Source organism: Vibrio sp. 2033, from assembly GCF_033339735.1.
Genome location: NZ_JAWOVC010000030.1, coordinates 1 through 26,028, shown reverse-complemented (window position 1 = coordinate 26,028; position 26,028 = coordinate 1). Strand labels below are relative to the sequence as shown.

Genomic DNA, 26,028 nt, shown 5'->3' with positions numbered 1-26,028 from the left:
AGTAGTTTTACAGGCAAAGCCGAAACGGATGATAACCACCTACTGAAGTAGGTGGTTTAGGGCTGAAAACAAAAATGGCTCCGATTTGGAGCCATTTATACCATCTACAGATAGCGATACTGGGGGTAGTTACGCAGTAGCAACATTAGCTTTTGGCAACTTAATTGAAATCAGCGTCGTCAGTGCCAAGAAAGCAAAAGAAACCCATAAGCACGCTGCAAGACCAGCCTCTTGGTAGATCCAACCCGATAATACCGTGCCAATCAAACGTCCCATCGCATTGGCCATGTAGTAAAAACCGACATCCAACGAGACGCCATCGCCTTTAGCGTAGCTCACTATCAAGTACGAGTGCAGCGAAGAGTTAATGGCAAACACAGCGCCAAAAATCATCAAACCTACCACAATCACCAATTCAGGCTGCCAACCGATTTGCACACCATAAGCAATACCAGCCGTAATTAACGCTAGGACTCCTGCCCACACCAATGCTGCACTACCATCAGGCACACGACCTTGCGCTTTGCCAGTAATACGCGGCGCAAAGCCTTGCACAAACCCATAAGCAATGACCCACGTAGCGAGAAAGCTACCAACCCACAAGTGATCCCAGCCAAACACGCTACCAAGATAAATAGGCAAAGCAACGACAAACCACACATCACGAGCACCAAACAAGAACATGCGTGCTGCGGATAAAATGTTTATCGATTCAGACTTGGAGAATATTTGGCGAAACTTAGGTTTACTCTTTGCTTTACCCATGTCCGCTTCTAGCCAGATCATGCTGCAAACAAACACTAATGTAAGTACACCCGCCATAATAAACATCGAGTTTTGAAAACCCACCCAAGACAGCAGCAAGCCACCAACAAAAAAGCCCGCTCCTTTGAGTGCATTCTTCGAGCCAGTCAAAATCGCTACCCATTTGTAGAGCGCACCTTGCTGTTCGTCTGGTACTAGCGTTTTAATCGCGCTCTTAGCACTCATTTTGTTCAGATCTTTGGCAATCCCCGACAGAGCTTGCGCTGCCATCACCCAAGCAATGGTCAGCCATGCATTTGGTACTGCGAGCATCAGCAACGCAAACACTTGCATCGCTAAACCAATGTTCATGGTTTTATTTAGGCCTAACCTTGCGCCCAACCAACCACCAACCAGGTTTGTCACCACACCAAAAAATTCATAGAAAAGAAACAGTGAGGCAATAGCTAACGTGGAATAACCTAAGTCATGAAAATAGAGCACCACCAGCATACGCAGTGCGCCATCGGTCACCGTAAAGTTCCAATAGTTAAACGTCACTAACATGTACTGACGAATACTTTTGCTTAATTGAGAAATCATATTGACCTCATATGTACAGCGATAGAAGCATTTAGATCATCATGTTCTAAATACTTCCTAACCTGTACAGCAACATTGACCAATACAATGTTGCTGTGATTTTCAAAAAATGCCCCAACATCAATAAAAAGCAAAATACACCTTAAAAACAATGTATTAGTTAATATTAATGGCTTTTTTGTAAACAGTCGTATCCTGAAGAAGCTCGAATTTAGCTTTTGGATCATAATGAACCAAAAGCTATTTAAGCTGATCAAGCGTCTTGAGCCACGCGTTCGATGTACTCAACTTGCACAGGTTTTGTAAATGCACCAGGGCGCAATGCCTGTACTTCTCGCACGATATCTTCTAACTGCCATTCCTTTTCTAGGAGTAGGTGAGCAGCGAACAAACCTGTGCGCCCCGAACCACCCATGCAATGCATCGCAACTTTGCCACCTTGAGCAAGAATCGCGTGCAGTTCCGGACTGGCTTGTTGCCACTTCGTCGCAAATTCTTCATTTGGTGCGCAGTCGTCTTCAATCTCGATCTGGAACCATTTCATACCCAGTTGCTGAGTGGCTTCACCCAATGCAGAGACATTCTTCGCAGCTAATTCACTATCATCTAATGCAGTAACGACCGCTTGAACACCCTGCTCTTTCAACTGTTCTAACGACGTATGCAAATCGACACCTTTCGTTCCTGGGCACGGTGTTAAGATTAAAGCACCGGAGTCCAAATCTAATTGCCATGTAGGATGAGACATTGTGACCCCCTTTTAAGCTAAACCAACGTTACGAACCAGCTCTGCTGTGCGCGTTGCATAACCCATTTCGTTATCGTACCAAGCGTAAATCTTAACCATACGAGAACCCACAACCATGGTTGATTGCGCATCAACGATGGTTGAACGTTGGTCGCCTTTATAATCGATAGAAACTAAAGGACGCTCTTCGAAGCCAAGGATGCCTTTCAAATCACCTTCAGATGCTTCTTTTAACAGTGCATTCACTTCTTCTGCTGTGGTATCACGCTTCACATCAAAAATGATGTCTGTTAACGATGCGTTTGCTAGAGGTACGCGAACCGCATGACCATTAATTTTGTCTTTTAATTCTGGGAAAATTTCGACAATCGCCTTCGCGCTACCCGTCGTAGTCGGGATAAGGCTCATGCCGCATGCTCTTGCACGGCGTAGATCTTTGTGTGGCGCATCTAAAATAGTTTGCGTATTCGTCAGGTCGTGAATGGTCGTAAAAGAAGATTGTTCGATACCCAATTTCTCATGAATGACTTTAACCACAGGTGCGATACAGTTAGTCGTACACGAAGCTGCTGTCACGATACGATGTTTTTCAGGGTCGAAAATATGGTCGTTCACGCCCACCACAATGTTCGCGATACCTTCTTCTTTCACAGGTGCGCTTACCACGACACGTTTCACGCCTTGCTTTAGGTATTTATTTAGGAATGATGTTTTGCGATGTACGCCTGTCGCTTCAATCACAACATCACAATCAGACCAGTTCACCGCATCGATATCGCGTTGTTGAGTCGTGGCGACACGCTTGCCGTTGATGACGAGCTCACTGCCTTCGACCTGAACTCCATGATGCCAACGACCTTGCACTGAATCGAATTCTAATAAGTGACCAAGCGTAGCGGCGTCACCTGCGACATCGTTGATTAACACAAACTCCAATTCTGGCCAATCAAATGCCGCTCGCAGCGCTAAGCGACCAATTCGGCCAAAGCCATTAATTCCTACTTTAATTGTCATAGTTTTACCCTCTAATCTTCTACCTTGAATCTCTATTCGCTGTTAACAGCAAGCCTCACGACTTTTATCGTGTAAGCGTGTGATGTCGTCTTGGTATTCCTGCTTCAAACAGTTTGATGCCACTAAGTCTTCAATTAACTTTCGCATCCAACCTGGTAATTGCTGTGATAACTCGTAATACACCCATTGTCCTTGGCGTTTATCCACCAAGATGCCACTGGATCGTAACTGAGCAAGATGACGAGAAACTTTCGGCTGGCTCTCTTGCAGAGCAAACGCCAAATCACCAACGCAAGTTTCACCTTCACGGGCCACGAGCATTAAACAACGTACGCGTGTTTCATCGGATAACAGCTTAAAAAACTGATGTGGAAGCATAATGAACATACCTATATATGGATATGCGTATATGTTTATTTAATTAAGATATATCGTCAAGAGGAAACCGTCCATCGTCATAAAAGTTTCACATCTAACGAACAGCTTGATTGTAAAGAGAGAGATTCAAAAAGATAAAAGATAAGACAAGAAATTATGCAGTCGCGATGCTTTGACTCCAGCGAACCGCTTCACCTAAGGAGAGCTTCACTTCCTCTAAAGGCAACCCCAATTGCATCGTGATTTTTTCAACCCCTGACCAATCGGCACGCTCGTAGCACTCTTCGAGGGAAATAAGTGCACCATAAACCCCTTTGCGATGTAATAGTGCTTGTTGTACTGAATGACTAAGCGGTAACTGCCTTACTAAAGATTCCACCGAAAGATCCAGCAACGCATCTAGAATCGACAGCAAACCAACCATGAAACCTTGTTCGTTGAGATGAGAGAATGGCTGATAGCGCGACATCAATTGGCAAAATTGAGCTCGTTGCAATGAAAGGTGATACAGCTCTCGAGGCTTGTTACTGGAGATATACGATGCCACAACCAAAGAGACAAACTGCTTAAGGTTATCCTGGCCAAGATAAATCAATGCCTGACGAAAAGAGCTGATTTCGACAGCCAAATTCGGCGCTTGCGTATTTACAAAACGCAATAATTTATATGACAACGCGACATCTTGCGTAATGATGGACTCGATACGAGTAAAGTCAGGCTCAGGAGCACAAACTTCACGAAACAGTTGCAATGCCAACACTTGCTCAGGACTGACGTATTTAGTCTGCGAGACGAGTGGCTTGCTAAAAAAATAACCTTGGAAAAATTTAAAGCCAGCCGCTTTCGCTTGCTCAAACTCTTCTGCGGTTTCAACACGTTCTGCTAAAAAGTGGTATTTGACGCGTTTGGCAAGGTGTGTTTTGACCAGTTCACAGGCCTTTTCGAGCCCCATCGCCATAATGTCGAGCTTCACAATATGCACATATGGCAAAAAACGACGCCATTCTGGTGTTAGGGTGAAGTCATCCAAAGCGATCAAGTAACCTTCTCGATAAAACTCACGAATCGCATCAAGAAGCTCATCCGTAGGTTGGCACGTTTCCAACACTTCGATGACAATTTTGTTTTTCGGCAAACTGCGCGGCAAACGTCGCACCAAGCTTTGATGAGGAAAGTTAATAAAGCATCTTGAAGAGGCAATCACTGGGTTAGTGCCCAGTGATAGGAAGTTTTCGACGATCAGTCGGTATGTCGCTCGATTTGAATCAATATGTGAAGGGTATGCGTTACTCTCCCCGTCTCGAAACAACAATTCATAACCCAGCGTCTGTCTTTTTCGGTTAAAGATCGGCTGGCGAGCGACATACGTTGTATTCATGCTAAAGAAGGACCTATAAATGGCTTATGACTTTGCAGCTGCTAATAATGCACCACAACCCATGAACATTGAACCGAATACTTTGTTTATTTTTCCCATGATTTTATCGGAGCGAATAAAGCGTCCCATTTGTGCTGCCAAGCTCGTGTAACCCAACATTACACACGCATCAATTACGACCGTAGTGACGCCAAGCACCAACAGTTGCGTGATTTGGTCTTTTGCCGGGTCAATAAACTGCGGGAACAACGCCACCAGAAAAACAATCGATTTAGGGTTGGTGAGGTTAATCAACACTGCCTTGTACAACAGCGCCGTGCCTGACATCTCGTTGTGGTTTTCAGCTGCGACTAAGCTTGATGTGTCGCGCCATTTCTGAACCCCCAGCCAAACCAGATAAGCGGCACCAACCCATTTAATGACAGAAAATGCGGTTGCTGACTGCGCGACAAGCGCACCAATACCCGCCCCCACCAGCGTGATGTGGATAACTAAACCAATTTGTAAGCCAATAATGGCACCCAGTGATTTACGGGTACCGTAACTCAAACCATTACTGATTGAGTTCACCGTGCCAGAGCCCGGAGCCAAACTAAAAACGATTGCTGTTACTACATAAGCTAACCAGACATGGGTATCCATTGCATTTCCTCACTAATTCTTCGATGATACATCGCGTAAACAACGTATCTTCAGGTAATCAACTAATGGCGACTAACCATTCACCTTTGACTTATACTCAAGAGACATTATTTGAGCAAGCAATTGGTGGTCCGATCGCAGCACTTTGGCAAACTCGCCAAGAGGGCTTTGTTAAAGGGACTGAGAAAAAGAACATTTACTGGTGCAAGCTAACCAACCCAGAGCATAAAAAAGCCGTGCTCATCGTAAATGGACGCATTGAGTCTTCCTGGAAATACCAAGAGCTGTTTTACGATCTCTACCGCCAAGGTTTCGATGTCTATTCCTTTGACCACCGCGGTCAAGGTTTATCAGATCGTTTATTATCTGACTCAGATATGGGTCACGTCTATGACTTTACTGATTATATTGATGATATGGACATCGTCGTAAAAAAACACGACCTTAGCGAATATCAACAATGCTTCATCATCGCGCACTCTATGGGCGGCGCGATCGCCACACGTTACCTGCAAACTCACCCAGAACACCCTTTTACTGGTTTGATTCTAAGTGCGCCCATGTTTGGCATTAACCTGCCATGGTACCTATCACCAATAGCGATTCCGGTCACACAAATTATGTCAGCGGTATCGACTTTGCCACGCTATGCACCAGGACATCAGGCCTACTTCCCTAAGCCCTTTGAAGATAACCCACTTAGCCAAAGTTACGGCCGCTACCAATGGTTCCGAAACCTATATACGGAAAAACCGGAACTGCAAGTCGGTGGGCCAAGCACTCGCTGGGTTTGGCAAGGGCTCATGGCCGCTAAGCAGTGCTTTTTATTAACTCGCCAAGTCAAAATACCAGTAATCCTAATCCAAGCCGGAAACGATCGGATTGTTAGCAACCTCGCGCAAAAGCGTTTTATTGATAAATTGCGGAAAACCAACCCGCACGCGGAGCTGCTTTCCATCGAAGGCGCACAGCATGAAATCTTGTTCGAGACCGACAAGTATCGTAATCAAGCGCTCGATGCGATTTTCCGCTTTATGAATGACCCTAAATCGCCATCAAACGAACAAGCACAATAAGAACTCTAGGCGACCATTTCACGACTAAGATTAAAGAGGAAATGTCTACACATCGATTTACCCTCTTTTTCATCCTCATTTTGGCGTACACTGCTTGAACTTGGCTACTTTGACACAGTGTTTAACCGCATAGTGCTACGGGCCCAAGTTCCCCCGCATTCGGAGCAGTACGATCTAGTCAGTCTGCTGTACTCCGTTTGCAATTCACCTGTTCCACACTATCCAAACCGTTTACGAGGACTTCATGAGCACATCGCTACCTTGCAAAGAGATCACCAAAATCGTTGCCTCTGATCTGGATGGCACGTTACTCGCACCAAACCATCAGCTCAGTGCTTACTCAAAAGAGACGCTAAAAGCGCTGCATGAAAAGGGTTATACCTTTGTCTTTGCAACCGGCCGTCACCACGTAGACGTTGCGAGCATCCGTCGCCAAGTTGGCATTCCAGCTTATATGATCACGTCGAATGGTGCCCGAGTGCATGACCAGGAAGATCAGCTAATGTACAGCGAGAATGTCCCTGCGGAACTGGTACAAGGCGTGATCGACACGATCAAACATGATCAAGAAATACTTATTCACATGTATCAAAATGATAGCTGGTTGATGAACAAGGATGATGAAACGTTACGTGACTTCCACGATGAATTCACTTACGTCTTATTTGATGAAGACCACGCCCCAACTGACGGTATTGCGAAAGTTTTCTTCACGCATCCAGGAGAAGACCACGAACGTTTGGTCGTATTTGAAAACAAACTACGTGAGCAGTTTGGTGATAAGCTGAACATCGCATTTTCAACGCCTTGGTGTTTGGAAGTAATGAGCGCTGGCGTTTCTAAAGGTCATGCTCTTGAAGCGGTAGCGAAAAAACTCGACCTCACGTTAGAAAACTGCGTAGCATTTGGTGATGGCATGAATGACGTAGAAATGCTGTCGATGGCAGGTAAAGGGCTAGTTATGGGTACATCACACGAAAAAGTGATGAAAGCTCTACCAAATAATGAAGTAATTGGCAGCAATGCAGAAGATGCGGTTGCACACTACCTACAAGAACACTTGCTGTAAGCTTCAATACTCCAAATAATGAAGGGCTGCACATTCGCAGCCCTTTTCTTTTATCGCTGACTTGGCAGCTTCTCTTTGCCAAGAATCGCGTCCCATTCTTCTTCTGTCACGGGCATAATCGACAAGCGATTTCCACGTTTCACCAACGGCATGTTCTCAAGTTCTGGCATCGCTTTCATCACCGACAACGGAATCACTCGCGCCGTTTTACGTACAAACTCTACATCCACCATAATCCAACGCGGGTTGTCTGGGTCTGACTTTGGATCGTAATAATCGCTTTCGGGATCGAATTGGAAATGATCGGGATAGGCTTCTCTCACAACTTTAGCAATACCTGCCACGCCAACATGTTTACAAGAAGAGTGGTAAATCAGGACTAAATCGCCCACCTTCACTTGGTCACGCATCATATTGCGCGCCTGATAATTACGAACTCCCTCCCAACATGAAACCTTTCGGGTTCGAAGCGTGTCAATAGAAAAGGTATCTGGTTCAGTTTTAAATAACCAATATGCCATAATGCCATCCGATGCCGATTGAGTAACAATAATGAGGAAGATATAACATGAAGGCTTTGAAAAACCCAGTGGCGCTTGCCACCCTGCTGGTTCTGCAAGCATGTAGTTCACAGTCGCCACAATCTGGTGCCGCTGACCTAACCTCTCCACCAGCAACCTTAGATAAGCCTGAAACCATTCAACCTCAAACTTTTATGCTGCGCGGAAAAGTGATCGTCGGTCACGAGAGCCAATACATCATGCCTTGTGGCAGCGACAAGCAATATTGGTTGCAACTGTCACCACAGCAAATGCAACGAGCAATTCAGTTAAATAACGAGCCTTACCAGACTATGTATGGCGAGGTTATCGGCCACCTCAACCCACCGGGCATCGATGGGTTTTCTGCTGATTTCGATGCTAACTTTGTCGTGGAACAAGTGAACTTCCTCACAACGGAAAATCCAAACCGTTGTCAGCAACCAAACAAACCAACTCGCGTGTTTGGTAATGAGCCTTCTTGGTCGGCAAGCTTTGAGGCTAATGGACTAACATTCCAGCAAATCGGCAAACAAACCACAAAATTAGCGATTAAAAGCAGTCAGCTTCAACCTCGCCAGCGCACTTATCAACTACAAGATGGTGAGCTTCGCTTAACAGAAAACCTCTGCTCAGACACAATGAGCGATTCTTTGTATGGCTGGAAAGCAACACTAAAACATGATGGCGAGACGTATCAAGGTTGTGGTATGGCTGCAAACGTCGATGCAACGCTTGGCTGGGCTAATACCTATGTCGCGACCTCAACTCAATCACAAGGTTTTGAAGTACAAATGACCTTAAACCCAGACCATAGCGCCACAACAAAATACCGTTACGCCAATGGACAAGCACCATTAATCGAGCGTGGTTACTGGCAACAGTTAAGTCCGTCTCAGGTTCAAGTTGTCATGACGCATCATCAACAGCAAAGGCTAATGTCAGAGCGACTGTTTACTCGAGAAGGCAATCAGCTCAAAGCGACCAAAGAAAAAGTCGGTAACTTAGTATACCCAATCGCCGATGGTGGTTTAGTCCTTTATCCTGCCACCGTTCGTGATGAAGGCATCATGCAACCAGCCGAAAAACGCACCAACAACCCCATCGGTAGTGCTGACGTCCCTTCTAGTGCAGAGTTTGATTCAAAAGTAGATGCCGCGGTGCGCAACTACTTCTTTATCCATCAAACCACCCCCAACAATAACCAATACCGTTGGCTAACTTACGACCTCAACAGCGATGGTAACGAAGAACTATTGGTACAGTTGGATTGGTGTGGTTCCGGAGGCTGTACATTGCTGATATTTGAACATCACGAAAAGGAATGGCGATTTAATAGCCGCATTACACTAGTGCAAAGCCCGATTATGCTCGGCCAACAAACCTCTCATGGTTGGCGAGATCTGATTTTTAATGTCAGCGGTGGCGGAGCTAAAGCGGCTCAACACGTGATGCAATACACTGGGGTTAGCTACCCACTCAACCCAAGCATGGCGCCAACGGCAACGCCGAACCAAGTCAGTGGCGTGCGTCTGTTCTCTGATGGGATAAGCCCGGTGCGAGAAGGAGTTCGTCTGTAATGTCACAACCGTGTCCAACCTGCGGTTTTCAATTCAATTGTATGTGCTCGCTAATACCGAAACTTAACAGTGAGCACAACATCCTGCTGTTAATGCATCCGAATGAACTGAAGCGTGATACTAATACCGGCCAGCTACTAGAGCAGTGCCAACTCAGCATTGAGCGAGTAATCTGGGATCGCAAACAGCCACCAGCAGAATTGCTCACTCTATTAGCTGATCCGTCGCGGTATCCGGTGTTGCTCTTCCCCTGTGAAGAAAGTATCACACTCGAACATGTGGTACTCCAAAGCCAGCAACAAACCAAAACTCCGCTGTTTATTATTTTAGATGCCACCTGGCAAGAGGCGCGCAAGATGATCAATAAGAGCCGTTGGTTAGAAGGTATCCCTACTATGGGATTGTCTGCGTCGGCGGACTCACAATATCAGCTGCGACGCAACCAACAACAAGGTAATTTGTGTACGTTTGAAGTCGCTGCACATTTGCTCGGGCAACTTGGAGAACAAAACAACCAACAACAAATGCAGCGCTTTTTTGCCCATTACCTCGCTCTGTTCCAAGCTGAAAAGAGTGGACACGCTCTTAAGCGTTAACCATTAAGCTCAGTAGAAGAACCAAACAAAAAACGCAGCCTACGCTGCGTTTTTTACTACAAGAAGTTTCACGTGAAACATCATTAAAACAGTCGAGTCGGCTCGCCAAGATAGTAACCCTGCAAATAATCCACCCCCATGTCTTGTGCAATGGTACACACCTCCTGATTATGGACAAACTCCGCCACCGTCTCCGCGTTAAACACCTGGCACAAACGCACCAACTGGGAAGCGATCTTGCGCTGTTTTAAGTCTTTATCAATATCACGAATCAAGCTGCCATCGAGCTTTATGACTTCTGGCTCCAACTTTAGGATTTCATCGATATTCGAATAGCCGGACCCAAAGTCATCAACAATGATACGCGCCCCTAAGCTTCTAAAATGACTGCACACTTCTATCATTCGGCCGTAGTCTTTGATCTGCTCAGATTCCAGAACTTCTAAACCAATTCGCCTTGGGTCATTTAGCTGGCTAATTTCATGCTCTAAAAGCATTAAAGTTTTATCACTGAGCAAATCTTGCGGCGATAAGTTTATAGAAAAGTCACCTTGCTTATCTCGCATATAATGCAACGTAGAATGAATCATATGCCGACTTAGTCGAGTGTAAAGATGCGTATCAGAGATAATTGGCAGAAAACGCCCTGGCGCAATCACCGTCCCATCGGCTTCCAGAATACGAACCAAACATTCTTGGCTTGCCAATTTGTGGCTACCCGCATGCACAATAGGTTGGCTATAAGTGATGATATTCTGTTTGAGAATGGCTCTACTGACGCAACTTAGCCATCCAAGTTGCTCTTTACGCACATCCTCACTGACTTCAATATCTTTCGCATTACAGATATGAGTATTACTGCGTACACCGGAGCGTCTCGCTTCGATGCCTTTGAGTAAGAGCTCATCTACTGAAGCGGATGGAAAGTCTCGACGACTCACTAAGCCGCCGCATAGCGAGATAGAAAGATAATCTATTTCACGTAGGCCAATTGGCTCAAAATTAGTTTGTTCTACCGCGTCAGCAAAACGCGTAAAGTGCTGTTTGATGGTCTCGCTGCTTTGATCAGCTTTAAATATGAACGCCCATTCACCAACCCCAATACTATAAAGCTGCAAAGCCGTTGGCATGCCGAAACGCTTTCGTAGTCGATTCGTAAAGTGCATTGAGAGATCTTTGAGTAATTGATCTCCCACTCGGTAGCCGTATTTTTCGTTGATATGACTAAAGTTAAGTAGCTTTAGAGTCAACAAATGCTCATCCAAATCGATGTTACTCAGCCGCTCTTGCAATGCGACCCGGTTTTGTAATCCCGTGCGACTGTCGCGTCGATAGCTTTCTTGTAACTTGCGCGTTTGGCGATCGAGTTGATATCCCATATGCGCGTTCATATGGTTGAGATCGCCGATCGCATTTCGAATCAAGCTAAACAGCGGTGAAATAGAGGAGCTAACGGGCGACTTAGGCAAGTTCAATGTTTGCACTTCGTCTCCCTCTCGCATCGCTAAATACGTCAGGCTGTGATGAAGAATTTCGGGCTGACCAATACCACCATGCAGTTCCCCCATACAGTAACTACCAAACGTCGTCGCAATATCTTTGAAGGCTTGGACTTCGTCGCTGCTGTCAATAAAGTCTAACCGTGACGCGCAGTTAAAAATCATCACGACTTCAGGTTGGTGCATGGCTAACTCAACCACACCATGCCGCACTTGCTCGAGCGTTAACGAGGGATGGTTATAGCAAAATTGCACTTCGTCACCAAGACACCAGGGCCTGTCGAAGCTCATACTACCATCAGCGTGTAGCTCCGTTACCGTACAAACTTCCTTTCGCCCTAAGCTTTCTCGATACAATGGAAAGCTGAGCAGTTGACTCAGCGTCACGTCATGGCCATCCGCCAAGTAACGCTTGTATACGTCCAGCGCTTTCTTCTCTCCTAAACAATACAAGCGCGTTCCTTTTGCATGAGTGACTTTGTGTGGCATGCCAATCGGGTTCCATTCCGAATACGCATCAGTCCATAGCTTCAAAGTATCACTGTGCAAAGCTACGGCAACCACAGCGTTATCGTAAACTCGGTTTTGATATAGCACCCAGCAGCCATCGTCAATACTCTGCGCCAACCCTCCAGAAATCACTACTTCTTCACTGGCGAAGGTTTGAAACAAGGGATAGTCACGTCGTTCAATTTGCACAGCAAAGCTGAGGATCACCTGTGAATTATGCTGCATTAGAAGAGAGCGCTTGAGCTCCCCGCCATCAATGTCAGGAGAGTAAGAGTATGTTTGTACCGCAGAAGTCAGCGTGGTTTGCTCAAATTCAATCACACTCACTAGGCAACCAGAGGTAAATATCTCCCCTTCCAGAATCACATTACGCGTACTATGCCCCATAACATGAGCATTCGGCAGCGACGACAAAACGGCGTCTGCAAGTGTGGTCGTAATTTCGCGCGACTGCGTCGACAATATTTGTACTAAATATTGTTTATCTGAGGAAGTCGGAAAAGTGACTAAAAAGTCATTCAGTTGACTGACATCGTGAACCAGTTTTGAAAAAGCTCGCATGGACCTACCACTGCCGTAACACTATCTTCACCACGACGTGTGGCGTTACTATTTTTATTTAATAGAGAATAATTTACGTGGCTTTGCGCTGCTTTTCTAGACACAAAATGAGATTAGAATGGATTAATGCGAAAGCAATTAAAAAAGTGTGAGTAACGGCTGCAAACTATTGATTTCAATATCAGGTAAAGTACGAGTTTTTGAATGGTTAATGACATTTTTATTCATATCATTAAACCAACAGGCTGCAAAACCAGCCAACTTTGCACCATGCACATCCGTGGTTAGGTGATCACCGACATGCAGAATATTCTCCGCAGGGATATCCAAGAATCGCTTCGCTTTAGTAAACATATCGGTTGCGGGTTTCGCCAATCCATCTGGCCCTGCTTTAAGTACCTGTTGGAAATAAGGCGTAAGACCGATGCGGTCTAAATCCACATTACCGTTGGTGATTGCCACCAACGGGATGTGCTGCGCGAGTTCCTCCAGTACATCGAGGCTTTGCTGCGGCACTTCAAAACGGCTACGCCAGTCCAACGCAACGTCTACTGCGGCTTTCGCGGCGGCATGTGCTGCGTCTTCGTCGAAGCCTACTTGGGAGAAGGCTTGCTGAAGTTGCACTAAACGCCATAAAGTGACATCGCTCTTCAGCTCGGGTTGTTGCTGCACAACACGCTGCTTGAGAGCAAACCAATCCGCTTTATTCATATGGGCAACCGCTGGATGATGGTGCTTGAGCCAAGATAGCAACTCACGCTCCATGCGAACGATCACAGGATAGTTGTCATAGAGGGTATCATCTAGGTCAAAGGTCATTGCCTTAATAGGCTCGATACGGCGATAAAATTTCATACTTCGGCTCACTCCCCGTTCTTTTTACGTGCGCGTGGATGGGCTTGGTCGTAGGCTTGCGCCAAATGTTGGAAATCCAAGTGCGTGTAGATTTGGGTCGTCGAAATGTTCTCGTGCCCTAAAAGCTCCTGCACCGCACGTAAGTTATTGCTTGATTCGAGCATATGTGTCGCAAATGAGTGACGCAATTTATGCGGACTAATATGGCTTGCGACAGACTGTTTCTGCCCCCATTCAGCCATGCGCTTTTGCACGCTACGATGCGAAATACGCGTTCCGAGCTTAGATACAAACAAGGCGGGCTCACCTGGAGCGGCTAAATCACCACGAACGCGTAACCACTTCCCGACCCACTCGGTTGCCATCCCAGAGAACGGCACTTTACGTTCTTTATCGCCTTTACCAATAACACGAAGCTCACCACTACGCAGTTGTACATCACGTACATCCACACCCACCAACTCAGCCAAACGTAAGCCGGCACCGTACATCAGCTCCATCATGGCGCGATCGCGCACAGCCAGCGGATCGTCCTCGTTGACTTCAAGTAATTGGCTCACTTCGTCAACATCGAGGTTTTTGGGCAACGGGCGTTTTTTGCGAGGTGCTGAAACCCCTTTGGCTGGGTTAGCAGACATCTCGCCACGCAGAATAAGGAAATCGAAAAAGCTACGCAGCGATGAGAGTCGCGTTGCCAAACTGCTGGCTTTCATGCCTTCTCGCATGCCCTTACCTGCTAATTGGCGCACCCAACCAGCATCCACTTGAGACCAATCTTTGAGCCCCATTTCAGCTAGGTGCTGCGCCATAGTTTCTAGCTGCTGTTTGTAATTGCGCTGAGTATGTAGGCTAAGCCCCTTTTCGCTTCGTAAGAATTCATAGAAGCGCTCAAGAGGCTTTTGCAGACTATTTGGCAGAGGAGTGTTGGGAGTTGTCGTCATCGTAACTTTGCCATACCAGTGTTTGAGCGAGATGTGCCACTACTAATGATAGGTGACGCAAAAACAAGGTATCCATATCTGGCTGAAAATGGCCGCCATCTTCACTAGAAAAAGCAAGCACGCCCAGTGTTTGCTGTTTCACGAGCGGCAGTACCACATAGGAACCCATTTCCGGCACTTCCATGTTGCCAAACAAAGCTTCACGATCTACTTTGCGAAGACGTCCTAAGTACGCATCTTTGCCATTTAAGTGAGTGGTCGCAAAGCGTTGATAACTTTCCTTACTCAATTGAATCGATGCGTCGCATTGACTAAACAATCGAACAAACGCACGTAAGCCCAATGCTTTGGCTTTATCTTCGATAGAATGAATGACTTGTTTAAAGTCACCACACTTTAGAATCTGCCCCTGCAAATCCATAAATTCGTAAAAGGTGCGATCATTGTTCGCCGCAAGCGACATTAGTGTAGTGATCTCTTCCTCTAACTCTTCAATGCGCTGACGTTGGCGATTCATTTGGATGTGTACCAAAGATACCGCGCCTAAGTCTGAGTGTGGGAAAGATAAACGATCCACAAGCTCCGGACGTTGCACAAAAAAGTCTGGATGATCTTTGAGGTACTCGGCCACTACTTCAGCCGTTAAGGCATCTGCTTCTACTTGAGACAAACCGTTTCCTTTTTCTTCAACTAGCAAGATAATTGACCATCAAATACATGCGTTGTAGGTCCGGTCATAAACAACGGCTTGCCAGGACCTTGCCATGCAATTCGCAATTCGCCACCAGGTAGAGAAACCTTAACGTTTTCATCCAATAAGCCCTGCAGAATCCCAACCGCGACTGCCGCGCATGCACCACTACCACAAGCTTGTGTCTCTCCTGCGCCTCGCTCATAAACTCGAAGACGAATATGGTCACGACTCATCACCTGCATAAAGCCAGCGTTGACGCGCTCTGGGAAACGCTCATGCGACTCAAGCAGCGGACCGAGAGTTTCCACTTCTGCCGTATCCACATCGTCGACCACGGTCACTACGTGCGGGTTACCCATGCTCACGGCACCACAAAACAAGGTATTGTCGCCTGCTCGCATGATGTAAGTTTTCTCTTTTTGCTTCGCTTTGAAAGGAATTTTGTTCGGTTCAAACTCTGGCACGCCCATGTTGACCGTCACTTCCCCATCATCTTCGATGTTGAGAATCATCTTTCCTTTCTTGGTGCTCACGCTGATGCTGTATTTATTGGTCAGCCCCTTCAAGCGAACAAAGCGGGCAAAACAGCGTGCACCGTTACCACACTGTTCAACTTCACTACCATCGGCATTAAAAATCCGATAATGGAAGTCGGTTTCAGGGTCGTAAGGGGCCTCTACCACAAGCAATTGGTCAAAACCAACGCCAGTATGACGATCCGCCAAGCGGCGGATCAGGTCTTGCGAGAAAAACACGTTCTGGGTAATACAGTCGACGACCATGAAGTCGTTGCCCAAACCGTGCATTTTGGAAAAGTGGAAATGCATTTGTTGTGTGTTACTCCGGTAGAATCTGTTCCAGCTGCCACAAACTGGTCAGCTCCTCACGCTGGCGAACTAAGTGGCTTTGTTTACCGTCCACCATCACTTCTGCCGCTCGGGTACGAGTATTGTAGTTCGAAGACATCACAAAACCATAGGCACCTGCTGAACGAACCGCGAGTAGATCACCTTCTTGCAAAACGAGTGCGCGATCTTTACCCAAGAAGTCGCCGGTTTCACAAATAGGACCAACCAAGTCGTAAGTCTGTGCTTCACCCTTTCGCGGTGAAACTGGCACAATATCTTGCCATGCTTGGTATAGCGCAGGACGCATCAAGTCGTTCATTGCAGCGTCGATAATCGCAAAGTTTTTATGCTCAGTATGTTTTAAAAACTCAACACGCGTTAGCAAGATACCTGCGTTCGCAGCAATTGCACGGCCTGGCTCAAAGATCAGCTCCAAGTCTTGGTGATTTTCAAGACGGCCTAGTAACGCTTTGGCGTAATCAGAAGGCTGAGGTGGTAATTCATCACGATAGACCACACCCAAACCGCCACCGACATCAAGATGGCGAATGTTAATGCCTTGCGCTTTTAAATCATCAATCAGAGCTAATAAACGGTCTGTCGCGTCGATAAATGGGTCTATATTGGTCAGCTGAGAACCAATGTGGCAGTCGATACCTTGCACATTCAAGTTAGGCAGGCTTTGCGCGAATTTATAAACATCTGGCGCACGATCAAATGCAATGCCGAATTTATTGTCGCGAAGACCAGTCGAAATGTAAGGGTGTGTTTTCGCGTCGACATCTGGATTGATACGCAGAGAAATTGGCGCAATCACACCAAGCTCACCCGCAACCTTGTTCAAACGTTCTAGCTCTGGCTCAGATTCAACGTTGAAACATTTGATACCTAGCTCAAGAGCGCGCTTCATCTCTGCCGGTGTTTTACCAACACCAGAGAAAACGACTTTTTTCGGATCACCGCCTGCGGCAATCACACGCTCAAGTTCACCACCCGACACGATGTCAAAACCCGATCCCAAACGCGCTAGCGTGTTCAATACGCCTAAGTTTGAGTTGGCTTTCACCGCGTAGCAAACCAGGTGAGGATGCTGACCCACAGCACTATCAAACGCCTTCCAATGGCGCTCTAGCGTGGCTCGAGAATATACGTAAAGAGGAGTGCCATATTGCTCTGCAAGAGCTTGAAGTGGGACGTCTTCGGCCCAAAGCTGGCCATCATCCTGATAGTTGAAGTAATCCAAAATTCGCTTCCCTTATTTTATTCGACTGCTGAACCCTAATTTCACCCTAAGGTGCGGTTATTTATTGTGATTGCTCATTCTGTTGAGTGTCATCTGGAATGTATAGTGAGCCAGACTGACCACACCCCGCTAAGGTCGCGGCAACCATCACAAACAACACAGTAACTAATTTTTTCATTTCGCATATCGTGATTATTGAATCAATGCCCCCTATAATCGCACCACACTCAGGAAAAGCAATAGGATAGACGGATGAACGATACTGAATTTCATCAACTGGTGGATGCGCAGATGCAAATCATCGAAGAATCCATCGATGATTCAGGCGCAGACATTGATTACGAAGTCACTGGCAACGTAATGACATTGGAATTTGAAGACCGCAGCCAAATCATCATTAATCGCCAAGAGCCGATGCATGAGATCTGGCTAGCGTCCAAATCTGGTGGTTTCCACTTCAAACTTATTGAAGGTAAATGGACCTGCTCAAAAACGGGTATGGAGCTATTTGAAATGGTGAAGCAAGAATGTGAAAAGCACGCGGGCGAAGCCATTGATTGGGCATAATTCTGGTCAATCGTCACCAAAACAAAAAGAGCACCGAAGTGCTCTTTTTGTTTATTGATACGGGTTTAATTACGCGTTCACAGTTTTGGTCGGGCGACTCGGTGAACAACCGTCATTACGGTAAGGAATGATATACGCATTCCCCTCTTCAGGGTGAATAATTTGATAGTACTGAGGCAGGTTAAAGTTAATAAACTTCGACGCGACGCGACTATCGTCTTTTACCGACGTGTAGAAGCTGTTTACAGACGAAATCATTTCATCTTTGGAGCCACTAAATTGGTGATACACTTCTACTTGATTTGACTCATCCAACACATAAATATTGAAGCCATCCTCGTTATCTTCAAAGAAGAACTGCACCAGACCTTCACTGGCAAACCCATCCACCGCTTCCGGCATTTGATATTCTTGCTCACGATCGAGCATTAACAGCGGCGAGCCTTTGAGCTTGTTAGTAGAAATGCTGCGGTAGAAATCGATGGAATTTTCTAGCTTCTGCACCGACACACCACGACGTTCAAAGAACAACCCATAAGTCTGGTTACCAAGACGCATCGCTTTAAAGCGGCGGCGTTTCTCTTGCTCTACTGGTTTCAAGCGTAAGTCGATACATTCAGCTAAAAGCTGGTAAACCATATTACGCATCACACCACGCATGTTCTTCGCATAGCAGAACACATCCACTGATTCTGGTGGCAACGCATCTTGGTGCATTTTGCCCAAAATGGTTTTCAGTGCATCCAGCATCGCCGTTTCCCCTTTGAAATGCAGCGTACGCACTTCATGCCAAGAGTTACGGTAAACAAGGTCAACACTGCCGACTAAATTTTTATGTTCTGGACCAAAGCTAAAAATATCGGTGTTCTTAACATCCACTTTCAATGAACGACCAGAAAGTTCAGACGTCGGATCATTTTCAAAGTTGATGAACATCGCAAGCTGGCTTATTTCACAAGGACTCGCTAGCGCCTGCATAGATGGACGACGCTTACGCAACGCAAAAGTATTTCGTAAGTCACTCACCATTTGGTAAAACTTATCAATATCTAGCTGCGCTTCACGTACCACGGCATGTAAACGAGTCGATTCAGTGATCAAGCCATTGAAGAATGCCCAAGCAACCAACTTACTCAAGTATTCATGATGCTCTAGATATGGTTGCCCCAAAATGCGGTGCGCAATAAGCGGTTGTTTATAGAGGTACCAACCAGACTTGTTTACCCCCCCTTTTTTCACTTCGATAAAGCTCAAGTCAGGCTCGTGCAGATCAGGTGAAATCTGTGGGTTTAGTAACGTTACTTTGCCCGGCAATACTTCAAAAGCAGCGTAGAGTTTACGGGCCAAAATACTGATGTCTTGCGGACTGATAGCAGAAGTGATGTCGTTACGACGCGCAAATTGAATCAAGTTACGGTAGCTTTGCATCAACGCATCCAGCAATGCATGATGTACCACCTTCACTTGTTCAACCTTCCAATTACGGCGGTCATCGAGCTCTGCAACGACACTGGCATCCCAATTCCATTTTGCAATCATATCGCTCAGCGCTTCACGACGCCAAGCTACTGAGCCAACATTCGGCTCACGAGATAGTTTTTCATGGGTTTTGAGATAGAAACAGCGACGCACTAAATCCAAACGTGTATCGTCTTGAATTCGCTCTAAGTAACGGGTTACTTTTTCCAACATTAAGTAGTACGCATCCATGCCATAGAGATCAGGCTCATGGGCAAAGAAACGACGTTTAGTGTCGATGCTTAACAATTGAGTATGCGGGTATTCCCACGAGTAAGCTTCTAGCAAGATGGCTTTTAATACCGATTTGTAGGGAGAGTCGATGCTTTTGTATAACTGCCACAAGTTCGAGCCGAAGTATTCTTCAGCAGGAATGCAGTTCAATTTACCAAAGTCGATCCATTCACTACAGTCGATGTAACCATCACTGCAAAGTTGAGAAACGTACTCGTCGTAACACTCTTCCATTTCTGGCGGCACGATTTGCCATAACAAACGCTGTCCGGCAATACGCACCGCACTACGATAGAATTCATCTAGCAAAAGTAAGTGCTGAGATGAACCACAGTTATCACCTGTCATCTCCTCAGAATGATTGCTTCTAAAGCGCTCTTTATCCATTAAGAAAAAGTTCGCTTCCACGCCTTTGCTTTGTGCCCAATCCGTGATGAGTAGGCATTTATTGGTCAATAACTCGCGTTCGTCACAATCCATCTCTGGAGAAATACACACCCAAATATCCAAATCACTGGAAGTACTTTGACCAATCGAGGAGGTACTGCCCATGGTGTACAAACCCAATATAGCGGGCTTTTCTACCGTCTTGAGCGGCTGACCAATGGCAAGTTGAATATCATCTATGAATTGTTGCTGAATGCTATTTAGTTCAAGCCCATGCACACCAAACGGGACATCGGCATCATAATAGCCAGGAATTACAGGATGGTTGTAGTTCAACAAGGCAGGAATCAAATGGAAGACTTGCTGGCTTTGCGAATCCATAAGCGCCAGCGCGCGATCAACTCGCTGCTGATTCAAATTATCTAGTCGCTGGATGATTTTTTGGGTGTAAGCCTGCAAGGGGAATTCCTTGGTTGAACAATCACGAAAATCTGCTGACGTTTTAAACCAAAACGGCTTAAAAACGTGATCAATTTAACACTTTTATTGGTGCGGGTAAAGCTTCACGCCCGCGTATCACTCTGGATACAAAACCATACTTTAGTCACAAAATTAATCGCGCGGTAGTGTCGCTCTTATTACCTATTACTAATAATAGTCCTTAGTCTAATTGAGAATCCAGTCACACTATTTTCATAACGTCATGTAATTCCATTCATAGCCTTCAGAGATAACGAACTAACAGTAAGCATTTCTTGATGAGAATGGTAGGATAAACCCAAATCCAAACAGCATTGAGAAGATCATGACACAATCCACACCGATTCGCATTGCAACTCGAAAAAGCCCTCTTGCTTTATGGCAAGCTTACTTTGTTAAAGACGCCCTTCAAGCCGCTCACCCTGGCTTGGAAGTCGAGTTAGTAACCATGGTGACCAAAGGTGACGTGATTTTAGATACACCACTAGCAAAAGTTGGCGGCAAAGGCTTGTTCGTAAAAGAGCTTGAAATCGCGATGCTAGAAGGACGTGCAGACCTCGCCGTTCACTCAATGAAAGACGTACCCGTCGATTTCCCAGAAGGCCTTGGCCTCGTGACCATTTGTGAGCGTGAAGATCCTCGTGATGCCTTCGTCTCTAATACCTATAGCCACATTGATGAGCTCCCTCAAGGTGCCGTGGTTGGTACTTGCAGTTTGCGCCGTCAATGCCAACTGAAAGAATATCGTCCGGACATCATCATCAAAGAGCTTCGCGGTAATGTGGGCACTCGCCTTGGTAAGTTAGATGCGGGTGAGTATGATGCAATCATTCTTGCTGCGGCTGGCCTCAAACGATTGAAGCTTGAAGAGCGCATTCGTAGCTTTATCGAACCAGAGCAATCACTACCAGCGGTAGGGCAAGGTGCTGTCGGTATTGAGTGCCGCCTTGACGATGAAAGACTGCTTAAGCTGCTTGAGCCACTTAACCACCAAGACACCGTAGACCGCGTTTTGTGTGAGCGCGCAATGAACCTTACGCTAGAAGGCGGCTGTCAGGTACCTATCGGCAGCTATGCCCTGCTAGACGGCGACAACATTTGGCTACGCGCATTAGTTGGCGAACCAGATGGCAGCGAAATTGTGCGTGGTGAAATTCGTGGCCATCGTAAAGACGGCGAAGCATTAGGAGTGCAGCTAGCCAATGAGCTGCTAGATAACGGCGCTCGTGAAATCCTAACTAAGCTGTACGCAGATCACGAATAACCATGGCAGTGTTGGTCACTCGGCCGGGAGAGCAAGGCAACGCGCTTTGCTCTCTGCTCGAAAGGCACGGCATTTCCGCATATCACCATCCTCTGATCGACATTGTCGCCGATCTCACGGACACGCACCTCTCTAAACATCTACATCAAGCTCAAATTGTTATCGCTGTTAGTCGACATGCAGTGCAATGTGCACAGCAAATCTTAGCCAGCAACGGGATGTCATGGCCGAAACAAGCTATTTACCTTGCCGTTGGTCAAAAAACAGCACACTATTTAAGCAAATGTACCCAACAGAAAGTACACTATCCCCAAGTCAGTGATAGTGAACACTTATTGCGACTGCCAGAGCTCAACAATGTGGCACAACAACAAGTTCTTATCCTTCGTGGTAACGGCGGAAGAGAGCTGATCAAAGATGCATTGGTGAGGCGTGGCGCAAAAGTTCACTATAGTGAGACTTACAAGAGAGAATTCATCCCATTCGATCCAGTAAGCTGTATCTCACTATGGAAAAACCTACAAATTAACCAGATTATTGTCACCAGTGGTGAACAACTGGATTATTTGTGCAGCCAATTGACGTCGGAGCAATTGACTTGGCTTAATCAACAAGAGTTGTATATCCCCAGTCAGCGTATCGCTGACATCGCAATTCAAAGGGGGTTCACTCGCGTGAGATGCACGGGAAGCGCATCCAACCAAGAATTACTGGCGGCTCTCCAGCCCTAGCTACACAGGATATAGGCATGACAAGTAAAAATAACGACCAAAAAAATAACGATAAAAACCTTTCCGAAGAAACCTCATCGGCACCGCTAGTCGAAAAAACCACATCGCAGCAGGATGCGGACCTTAAAAAAGAGCAACCACAAGCGGCCGAGCCCCCAAAAACAGCAGAGCCAACCAAAGTCGAGTTTGAAGAAAAACAAGGTAAACGCGGTGTCAAACTAGGCACGGTCGCTATCATCTTATCGATTATTTTTGGCGGTGGCCTCGCGTACAAGCTGCATCAACAGCAAGCCGATTACCAAGCGCAGATCGCCCAACTAAAAAGTCAGCTAGAAAGCACTCAAGCCTCCATGAAGCAAGAGCTCAGCCGGGTACAAGAAGAAACCATCGAGAAAGCAACGACCGTGACACACAAAGCGGAAGTGGTACTGGGACAGCAACAGAAGAGCATTGAAAGCTTACAGCTTGCCGTTGCCGATGTGAAAGGTCGTCGACCAAACGACTGGCTACTTGCTGAAGCCGATTACCTCGTCAAATTAGCAGGTCGTAAACTGTTCTTAGAGCATGACGTAGAAAGCGCGACTCAACTAATGGAAAGTGCAGACCAACGCATTGCAGCACTGAATGATCCTAGCCTCGTCAAACTACGTAAAGCAATGGCGAACGATATCACCAAACTTCGCACTATCCCGCTAATTGACCGTGATGGATTGGTACTACGCTTAACTGCGCTACAACAGCAAGTAGACAAGCTCCCTCTCGCCAATGCACTGCTACCTGAAGCTGAAGCCGTAGAAAACACTGAAGTGTCTGAAGATATCGCAAACTGGCAAGATAACTTAATGACCTCTTTGAAGGACTTTTCAGAAAACTTCATTACCTTCCGCACGCGCGATGGTAACGTCATTCCACTGCTTTCTCCTGAGCAACACTTTTACCTGAAAGAAAACATCAAAGCCAAATTGGAAACGGCAATAAAAGCGGTGTACCAAGAACAAGGTGAAATTTACACCACATCTCTAAAAACAGCCGACAAATGGGCATTAGCTTTCTTCAACCAAGACGATAATTCCGTTAAAGAGTTCAACAAAACGGTTAACCTACTAAGTCAGCAAAATATTCAAGTGGAATACCCAACGAAACTGCAAAGTCAGTCTCAACTATCAGATGTCATTCGTGAACGCCTACGTCGTGAAGTCACAACGATGACAGGCATGGAGGATAAGTAATGTTTCGTCTTATTTTCCTATTTGTTGTTCTAGGCGCAGGACTATTTGTTGGCACCCAGTTTTCTGGTCAGCAAGGCTATGTACTCATCTCCATTGCCGAGAAAACGATTGAGATGAGCGTAACGACATTAGTGGTTTTCGTTATCGCTACACTCGCAGGTCTTTTTCTGCTTGAGTACCTGATTAAGAAGTTAGTTTATGCTAGTTCTACAACATGGAACTACTTCAGTGTTCGCAAAATGCGCCATTCCCGCCGATACACCAATGAAGGCATTATTAAACTGCTAGAAGGTGACTGGAAAGGTGCTGAGAAGAAAGTAACTCGCTGGGCAAATCATCACGATATGCCGCTGCTTTGCTACTTGGTTGCGTCTGAAGCCGCACAAGGCCAAGGTGATAAAGCAAAACGAGATCACTATCTAGAGCTAGCGAGCCAACAAGAGAACGCCCATCTCGCAGTAGAACTGACTCGTGCAAAACAGTTTATTCGTGATAACGAATTCGAATCTGCATTCGATACTCTGCAAGCGCTGAAAGGTCAGTACGCGAATAACTCAATTGTTCTTAACCTGCTAAAGACCACTTACATGCAGCTTAAGCTGTGGCAACCGCTGATCGATCTGATGCCTCAGCTAAGCAAAGCCAAACTGGTTACGGAAGAAGAGCAAGCGGAGCTGGTTCAGAAAGCACAATGCGGCTTGCTACACGAAGTGGCTCAGCAGCAAGGCAGCGAAGGGCTTATCTCACACTGGAATGGTTTGCCACGTAAGGTAAAGCAAGACGCTCATTTGATCGGTTGTTTTGCTCACGAGCTCATCTCACGTAAAGCAGATAACGAAGCATTCACAGTAATCAAAGAAGCACTTAAGAAAAGCCCAACACCAGAGCTGTACCAGTTACTCCCAGAACTAAACCTACCGGATAGTCACCCAGTCATCGTATTCTTGGAAGGTGTCTTGAAGCGTGAACCAGAAAACGCAGCGGCACAAAGTGCATTAGCGCACTTCTTCTTCCGCCAAGAAAAATGGCAAGAAGCGCAAGAGCACTTCGAGGTTGCGCTAAAACTTCGCTCAGACGTTTCTGACTATGCTTACCTAGCAGACACACTAGAGAAGCAAAACCTAACGAAAGCGGCTCACGAAGTCTCTCGTAAAGCGCTAACGCTAGTTCAAAACAACTAAGCGATTCAGAAAGTAAAAAGCCGACAGTTTACTGTCGGCTTTTTTATTGCCTGCAATTCTTCATGCCCTATCATCGTACGACTGACTCCCCCAAGAGCAGAGCTCCCCCTACTGTCTGTACCTGATTAGAAATAATCATCAAAGCTTCTGTCGTTCATTCCAAGCTGCTCTTCTTCGTGTCATTAAGAACCACGTGAAACAGCCGCGAGCACTTCCTACAAGATAGAGAGATTGGTTCTAAATGGTTAGTCCTTCAAGAACACAGTAAAGCGTAGTAATGGCAAAAGAAATAATTAGAGTAATGTTATGCACTCATTTCAATTAGAAAGGGCCCATACAGCGCTTGGATAGCGTTTGTTATAAAAGCTAGAGCAATGAGTCATGTTCATCGGTAGTAAGTATTAGAAGGAGCTCAGAAGCGCTAATACACATTGAATACTACAGCGAGTAGAAACTCTCTTTTGTTTAGAGGATAGGGATAGGAATGGCGAGGAGAAAGCTCAATCACTTTCGCTAGACGGCGGCTTCTATAACCCTTCAGACAAAGAAAATAGAAGGCCTCAAAGTACGGCTTAACACTGGGCTGCTTATTGAGTGGAGAGCAGAAGCGCTAGTTTGGAGCTGTACTCGGTTAGGAGGTTGATTCAAATCGCTTCACCTATTTGCAAGCTCCAGAAACGACAAAAACCCGCTGATTTTTCAGCGGGCTTTCTTTGTAGTGACTGAGTTCGAGGACGATTAATCCTAAGTCGCGACTGACTTGGGACTTGATGCAAATCCCGTCTAATTTACAAACATCAGAAATGAAAAAAGCCTCGCTATTTCTAGCGAGGCTTCTTAATAGTGGCGGAGAGATAGGGATTTGAACCCTAGATACGCTATTAACGTATGCCGGTTTTCAAGACCGGTGCTTTCAACC

At 46.1% G+C, this 26,028-nt stretch carries 24 protein-coding genes; 9 read left to right on the top strand and 15 right to left on the bottom strand.

Features of this window, described 5'->3' with window-relative positions; genetic code table 11:
• Positions 1-129: 129 nt before the first annotated feature.
• From arsJ to rhtB, 6 genes are all read right to left on the bottom strand, one after another.
• Positions 130-1,347, bottom strand: a complete 1,218-nt coding sequence (gene arsJ / locus R7P74_RS22650) for an organoarsenical effux MFS transporter ArsJ (RefSeq protein ID WP_213969074.1) — start codon at positions 1,345-1,347, stop codon at positions 130-132.
• A 253-nt stretch (positions 1,348-1,600) separates the two neighbouring features.
• Positions 1,601-2,095 carry a cyclin-dependent kinase inhibitor 3 family protein gene (locus tag R7P74_RS22645; protein WP_025768165.1) on the bottom strand — a complete coding sequence of 165 codons (495 nt, stop codon included), beginning with the start codon at positions 2,093-2,095 and terminating at the stop codon, positions 1,601-1,603.
• A gap of 12 nt (positions 2,096-2,107) precedes the next feature.
• Complete coding sequence (locus R7P74_RS22640) at positions 2,108-3,109, bottom strand: ArsJ-associated glyceraldehyde-3-phosphate dehydrogenase (RefSeq protein WP_213969075.1); 1,002 nt, start codon at positions 3,107-3,109, stop codon at positions 2,108-2,110.
• Positions 3,110-3,151: 42 nt separating this feature from the next.
• Positions 3,152-3,487, bottom strand: coding sequence for a metalloregulator ArsR/SmtB family transcription factor (locus tag R7P74_RS22635; RefSeq protein WP_005378730.1), 336 nt, complete (start codon positions 3,485-3,487; stop codon positions 3,152-3,154).
• Positions 3,488-3,641: 154 nt separating this feature from the next.
• Complete coding sequence (locus R7P74_RS22630) at positions 3,642-4,865, bottom strand: EAL and HDOD domain-containing protein (RefSeq protein WP_053304474.1); 1,224 nt, start codon at positions 4,863-4,865, stop codon at positions 3,642-3,644.
• A 24-nt stretch (positions 4,866-4,889) separates the two neighbouring features.
• Positions 4,890-5,507, bottom strand: coding sequence for a homoserine/homoserine lactone efflux protein (rhtB, locus tag R7P74_RS22625; RefSeq protein ID WP_158157016.1), 618 nt, complete (start codon positions 5,505-5,507; stop codon positions 4,890-4,892).
• A gap of 65 nt (positions 5,508-5,572) precedes the next feature.
• On the opposite strand from rhtB, the gene R7P74_RS22620 reads away from it, so the two are divergent.
• The gene (locus R7P74_RS22620; protein ID WP_005378733.1) at positions 5,573-6,583 is read left to right on the top strand and encodes an alpha/beta fold hydrolase; all 1,011 of its coding nucleotides are present in this window, start codon (positions 5,573-5,575) and stop codon (positions 6,581-6,583) included.
• Positions 6,584-6,827: 244 nt separating this feature from the next.
• Positions 6,828-7,652: a Cof-type HAD-IIB family hydrolase gene (locus tag R7P74_RS22615; RefSeq protein WP_017636084.1), complete on the top strand. Its 825-nt coding sequence runs from the start codon at positions 6,828-6,830 to the stop codon at positions 7,650-7,652.
• 50 nt (positions 7,653-7,702) lie between these two features.
• Here R7P74_RS22615 and R7P74_RS22610 read toward each other — a convergent pair whose 3' ends face one another.
• Positions 7,703-8,173: an EVE domain-containing protein gene (locus R7P74_RS22610; RefSeq protein ID WP_318123202.1), complete on the bottom strand. Its 471-nt coding sequence runs from the start codon at positions 8,171-8,173 to the stop codon at positions 7,703-7,705.
• 47 nt (positions 8,174-8,220) lie between these two features.
• Between R7P74_RS22610 and R7P74_RS22605 the strand changes: the two genes are divergently transcribed.
• Both R7P74_RS22605 and R7P74_RS22600 read left to right on the top strand, forming a co-directional pair.
• Complete coding sequence (locus R7P74_RS22605) at positions 8,221-9,771, top strand: COG3650 family protein (protein ID WP_213964551.1); 1,551 nt, start codon at positions 8,221-8,223, stop codon at positions 9,769-9,771.
• Complete coding sequence (locus tag R7P74_RS22600) at positions 9,771-10,367, top strand: tRNA-uridine aminocarboxypropyltransferase (RefSeq protein WP_213964550.1); 597 nt, start codon at positions 9,771-9,773, stop codon at positions 10,365-10,367. Before R7P74_RS22605 ends, R7P74_RS22600 begins: the two co-directional genes overlap by 1 nt.
• An 83-nt stretch (positions 10,368-10,450) precedes the next feature.
• On the opposite strand, the gene R7P74_RS22595 is transcribed toward R7P74_RS22600, so the two are convergent.
• From R7P74_RS22595 to lptM, 7 genes are all read right to left on the bottom strand, one after another.
• A complete protein-coding gene (locus tag R7P74_RS22595; RefSeq protein ID WP_005383644.1) occupies positions 10,451-12,937 on the bottom strand; it encodes an EAL domain-containing protein in 2,487 nt (828 codons plus the stop codon).
• A gap of 138 nt (positions 12,938-13,075) precedes the next feature.
• Positions 13,076-13,792, bottom strand: coding sequence for a 5-amino-6-(5-phospho-D-ribitylamino)uracil phosphatase YigB (gene yigB, locus R7P74_RS22590; RefSeq protein WP_137282447.1), 717 nt, complete (start codon positions 13,790-13,792; stop codon positions 13,076-13,078).
• Between the two features lie 8 nt (positions 13,793-13,800).
• Positions 13,801-14,733, bottom strand: coding sequence for a tyrosine recombinase XerC (gene xerC / locus R7P74_RS22585; RefSeq protein WP_005378742.1), 933 nt, complete (start codon positions 14,731-14,733; stop codon positions 13,801-13,803).
• On the bottom strand, positions 14,699-15,430 hold the full coding sequence (locus R7P74_RS22580) for a DUF484 family protein (RefSeq protein WP_017636089.1): 732 nt from the start codon (positions 15,428-15,430) through the stop codon (positions 14,699-14,701). Before R7P74_RS22580 ends, xerC begins: the two co-directional genes overlap by 35 nt.
• Entirely contained in the window at positions 15,424-16,254 is an 831-nt protein-coding gene (gene dapF / locus R7P74_RS22575) for a diaminopimelate epimerase (RefSeq protein WP_005378744.1), read from the bottom strand. Before dapF ends, R7P74_RS22580 begins: the two co-directional genes overlap by 7 nt.
• A 10-nt stretch (positions 16,255-16,264) precedes the next feature.
• Positions 16,265-17,518 carry a diaminopimelate decarboxylase gene (gene lysA / locus R7P74_RS22570; RefSeq protein WP_005378745.1) on the bottom strand — a complete coding sequence of 418 codons (1,254 nt, stop codon included), beginning with the start codon at positions 17,516-17,518 and terminating at the stop codon, positions 16,265-16,267.
• A gap of 61 nt (positions 17,519-17,579) precedes the next feature.
• Positions 17,580-17,696 (bottom strand): LPS translocon maturation chaperone LptM, encoded by a 117-nt coding sequence (gene lptM / locus R7P74_RS29935; protein ID WP_005378746.1) that lies wholly within the window; start codon positions 17,694-17,696, stop codon positions 17,580-17,582.
• A 74-nt stretch (positions 17,697-17,770) separates the two neighbouring features.
• On the opposite strand from lptM, the gene cyaY reads away from it, so the two are divergent.
• The gene (gene cyaY, locus R7P74_RS22560; protein ID WP_005383391.1) at positions 17,771-18,085 is read left to right on the top strand and encodes an iron donor protein CyaY; all 315 of its coding nucleotides are present in this window, start codon (positions 17,771-17,773) and stop codon (positions 18,083-18,085) included.
• A 69-nt stretch (positions 18,086-18,154) separates the two neighbouring features.
• Here cyaY and R7P74_RS22555 read toward each other — a convergent pair whose 3' ends face one another.
• Positions 18,155-20,683: a class I adenylate cyclase gene (locus R7P74_RS22555; RefSeq protein ID WP_053350817.1), complete on the bottom strand. Its 2,529-nt coding sequence runs from the start codon at positions 20,681-20,683 to the stop codon at positions 18,155-18,157.
• Positions 20,684-21,029: 346 nt separating this feature from the next.
• On the opposite strand from R7P74_RS22555, the gene hemC reads away from it, so the two are divergent.
• From hemC to R7P74_RS22535, 4 genes are read left to right on the top strand one after another with little or no spacing between them, the layout of a single operon-like run.
• Positions 21,030-21,968 (top strand): hydroxymethylbilane synthase, encoded by a 939-nt coding sequence (gene hemC, locus R7P74_RS22550; RefSeq protein ID WP_005383388.1) that lies wholly within the window; start codon positions 21,030-21,032, stop codon positions 21,966-21,968.
• A 2-nt stretch (positions 21,969-21,970) separates the two neighbouring features.
• Positions 21,971-22,699, top strand: a complete 729-nt coding sequence (locus R7P74_RS22545; RefSeq protein WP_005383386.1) for a uroporphyrinogen-III synthase — start codon at positions 21,971-21,973, stop codon at positions 22,697-22,699.
• A 17-nt stretch (positions 22,700-22,716) separates the two neighbouring features.
• Positions 22,717-23,928: a uroporphyrinogen-III C-methyltransferase gene (locus R7P74_RS22540; protein WP_005378751.1), complete on the top strand. Its 1,212-nt coding sequence runs from the start codon at positions 22,717-22,719 to the stop codon at positions 23,926-23,928.
• The gene (locus R7P74_RS22535; RefSeq protein ID WP_318123201.1) at positions 23,928-25,109 is read left to right on the top strand and encodes a heme biosynthesis protein HemY; all 1,182 of its coding nucleotides are present in this window, start codon (positions 23,928-23,930) and stop codon (positions 25,107-25,109) included. The genes R7P74_RS22540 and R7P74_RS22535 overlap by 1 nt, the downstream gene beginning before the upstream one ends.
• Positions 25,110-26,028: the final 919 nt, after the last annotated feature.